Here is a 3,481-nt window from a genome sequence, read left to right on the forward strand (position 1 = left end):
CTCGACCCGGCGGGCACGCCGCCCGGCCCGGACAGACCGACCAGCCCGGCGGCACCCCCGCCGAGCAGTGCGCCGCCGACCAGCGGGTCCGCTCCGGCGAGGGAGGTGCCACGGTCGGCGGGGTCGCTGCCGGTGCCGGTCGGGCCGGTGACGACAGCCGGGCCGCCACCGGTGCCCGAGCCGACCTCGTCCGGGTGCGAACCGTCGTCCGGCAGTTGGGCGACGCGGTCGGGCGTCGAGATGGTCGCGTCACCCGTACGCCCGGTGTCAGTGCCCGTGGTGGGGCCGCCGGACACCCTGGCGATGGCCGAGACGCTCTGTGGCGTCGTCGGATCCTTGCTGGCGGTGCTCGGAGTGTCCGGATCGGGCGGCGGCGGGTCGACCACCCGGTCGTAGGCGGAGATGTCGTAACTGCTGGCCAGGTCGGCCACCAGGTTCACCATCCGCTGGTGGGCCTTCTCCTGCTCTGCCTTGTCCTGCTGGTGACCCGCGATGCCCCCGACGATCAGACCGGTCAGACCGAAGGCCGCGCCACCCTTGATCGCACCGCCGATCGCCTTGTCGTTGTCGTCGGTCTCCTCCGGGCTCTCGGCCTGCTTGTGGGCGGCGCGCAGATGGTCGGCCATCATGGTCAACCCCTGCTTGATGCCGGCCATCCCCTCGCCCAACGCGTCGGTGTGGGCGACGATCAGGCTGAGTCGCCTGTGGAACTCCCGACCTGCCGAACCCGTCCAGGTGTTGCCGAGCTTGTCGAGGTCGCCGCTCAGCTCCCGGCCGAGGCCGTCGAGGATGCCCTTGAGCTCGGCCCACTGGGTGGCCACGCCCTCGATCTGCTCCGGCTTGCCCGCCATCAGGCCGTCGTACAGCTGCTGGTGGCTGCTGCCCTGGTACCGCTGGGTGTATTCAGACACGCCCGTCCTCCTTCGGCTGCAACGCCCGGTCGACCGGGGTCAGCGCGGCGGTGACATCGTCGGCGTTGGCCGCGTTACGCGCCTCGGCGGTGCGGTAGTTGCTCAGGATCGTGCTGGTCGCCTGCTGTGCCGCCAGCACCGCCTGCCGGATCCGTTCGGCCTGCTTGACATAGGACTGGTGGACGTCGCTGTAGCGACGCGCGTTGTCAGTGGCGTCGAGGAACGAGCCCAGCGCCGGAGGACGGCACTGCATCTCGGTGTTGAGCTTGCGCAGCACCGACTCGGCCTGGCTCAACCGAGACGCCAGGTGCTCGTGGAAGTCCTCAAGGGACAACAGGTCGACTTCCGTACGCCCGGCCATGGCAACATCCCCGTCGTTCTGGTTGACAACCGTCAGCGACATCCAGGTTAGTCCACCCGTGCGACTCCGGGCGACCCGCCGAAGCTGCTCAGCCGTCGGCGTCGGTCGATTCCACGGACCTTCCGCCGCCGGCCCCGCCGCTCGACGGGGCGCCACTGGCCGGAGTCGACGGTGTCGACCCCGACGGCGGCGCGGCGGACGACGACCCCGACGGTGGTGCGACGGACGGCGAGCCCGAGGGCGGCGCCGCCGACGGCGAGCCTGACCTCGGCGCGGCCGACGGCGGTGCGGCCGGCGCCGGCCCCTCCGGAGCGAAGACGGCGAGCGCGTCCTCGCGGTTCAGAGTCGGCCCGGTCGGGATCAGTGCGAGCAGCGAACCGGGCACCGCCAGCGGGGTGACCCCGCCGTAGCCGAGCACCTCCAGGGTCGCCGCCGAGCCGAGCGGATACCGGATGCCCTGTGGGCTGATCAGGTAGATCGTCGACCCGGCGGCGCCGGAGCCGCTGGTCCCGGCGCCGGGCGAGGCCTGCGCGATGACACCCTTGCCGCCGGGCAGCAGCACCGCCTCGGCGGTGCGTACGGCGTCGCGCCTGGTCTGGCGCACCGGCACCAGGCCCGGATCGCTCTCGGTCAGCTCGGCCGGCACCCGGTCGAAGACCTCCAGGGTGGTGGTCGGCGGGCCGCCCGCGCTGCCCTTCCGGTACGTCGCGCACAGCGTGGTCTGACCGGGCTGGGCCGGGTAGAGGGCGGGCATCGTCGGGGGCATCCCCTCCTCCTCGATCCGCCGCTCCTCGAACGCCTCGCTGGCCTGGTTCGGGGTGATGTCGGTGATCCGACCGCCGTTGCTGATGAGCAGCAGAGCGGTGATCTCACTGATCGACACCAGGGCGTCACGGGTCAGCACGTAGTGCCGACCGGCGGCCTTGAACACCGAACCGACGGTGTACGACTGCCCGCCCACCCTGCGGCTGCTCGGCTCGCCCTCGCCGGTCAGCGACGGTCGGCGCAGCGGTGGCCCGGCCGGCACGGAGTTGAGCAGTTGCTGCCCGACCTGGAGTCGCTCGGTGCCGGCCATCCGCAGCGCCGTGATCGTGCGGGACGGGTCGAGCAGCTGGAGCCGGGTGTTGTTGGTGATCAGGTACCGCTGGTCGTCCACCGAGACCACCACCGCCCGGTCACCCAGCGGCGTGCCGCCGGGCAGCGCGCGGTCGATCACCAGCCGGGTGCTGGACCGCTGCCGGTCGACCGGGTCGGGCACGTCGCAGACCGACCAGGGCAGCCCGGTCAGCGACTTGCGGTCCGGCAGGGCGTCCGGTGCACCGACGATGCCGAGGGTGACGCCGCGGGGCCGGTCCCGCAGGGACGCCTGGGACACCGTCCGCACCGCGGCACTCGCGTCGTTCACGATGAGGCGCGCCGAGGTGTAGTTGAGCGTCGGGTGCAGCTTCCCCCCGATGAACACGTACGTCGCGCCGGTCTCCCGTTCGATGACCAGGGTCTGGTCGTCCAGCGGCGCCGCGCCACCGGTCAACTGGCCGTAGGCGCCCACCCCACCGAGCACGACGGCCGCGGCGAGGACACTGCCGAAGACGGCCATGCCGAGCCGTCGCATCGGCAGGTTGGTGGTCTCCGGATCGCCCGACAGCAAGGCGGAGACGATGCGGCGGGTGACGAAGCGGTACGCCTGCACCTGATCGCGGCGGGTCCGCATGACTTACCTCCGGCGGGGTGGATCCGCGACGATCAGGGTCGGGGCGTCGTCGCGGACTTCCCTACGATAAGGGGCGGACGGTGGTTCCTTGGGACCACCGCTCGTGGCCGGCACCGGACCGACCCGGCGCAGAGCCGTACCGTGCAGGAGGGACAGTCAGCGATGACGCAGGTTCAGGCGCCACCCGCCCGAGCGGTCACGGACCCTGTCGACGTTCCGACCCGGCCGGCGGCCCCGGCCGAGCGGCCTGGCCGTGGGCGGGTCGGTCCCGTGTTGGTCGGGCAGCTCGTCGTGCTGGAGTTGTGCGTGGTCGGCGTCTGGGCCGCCACCGCCGGACCCAGCTGGGTGCTCGCCGCGGTGGGCGCGGCGGCGCTGCTGATCGTCCTGGCGGCCTTCGCCCGTCGAGGTGGCCGCTGGTGGTTCGAGGACCTGCTGCTACGCCGACGGCTGCGGCGACGCGGCGAGCGCGCTTCGGCCGCGCTGGCCAGCGGCACGGCG

At 72.7% G+C, this 3,481-nt stretch carries 3 protein-coding genes and 1 pseudogene; 1 reads left to right on the top strand and 3 read right to left on the bottom strand.

The window, feature by feature from the left end; all coding sequences use genetic code 11:
* The 3 genes from PSH25_RS25880 to eccB form a co-directional block, all read right to left on the bottom strand.
* Positions 1-911: WXG100 family type VII secretion target (locus tag PSH25_RS25880; RefSeq protein WP_238661532.1), on the bottom strand; the 911-nt coding region annotated here is incomplete at its 3' end.
* On the bottom strand, positions 904-1,314 hold the full coding sequence (locus PSH25_RS25885; RefSeq protein ID WP_238661533.1) for a hypothetical protein: 411 nt from the start codon (positions 1,312-1,314) through the stop codon (positions 904-906). The genes PSH25_RS25880 and PSH25_RS25885, both read right to left, overlap by 8 nt.
* Positions 1,315-1,360: 46 nt before the next feature.
* Positions 1,361-2,983 carry a type VII secretion protein EccB gene (gene eccB / locus PSH25_RS25890; RefSeq protein WP_238661534.1) on the bottom strand — a complete coding sequence of 541 codons (1,623 nt, stop codon included), beginning with the start codon at positions 2,981-2,983 and terminating at the stop codon, positions 1,361-1,363.
* 162 nt (positions 2,984-3,145) lie between these two features.
* Between eccB and PSH25_RS25895 the strand changes: the two are divergent.
* Positions 3,146-3,481, top strand: a pseudogene (locus tag PSH25_RS25895) (type VII secretion protein EccE); the annotation flags it as partial.

Origin of the sequence: Micromonospora foliorum (assembly GCF_022229015.1) — a bacterium.
GTDB classification, from domain to species: domain Bacteria; phylum Actinomycetota; class Actinomycetes; order Mycobacteriales; family Micromonosporaceae; genus Micromonospora; species Micromonospora foliorum.

Bases quoted from the DNA above. Each gene is read 5' to 3' on its own strand.
- PSH25_RS25885 (WP_238661533.1), bottom strand. From the start codon at position 1,314: ATGTCGCTGACGGTTGTCAACCAGAACGACGGGGATGTTGCCATGGCC.
- eccB (WP_238661534.1), bottom strand. From the start codon at position 2,983: ATGCGGACCCGCCGCGATCAGGTGCAGGCGTACCGCTTCGTCACCCGC.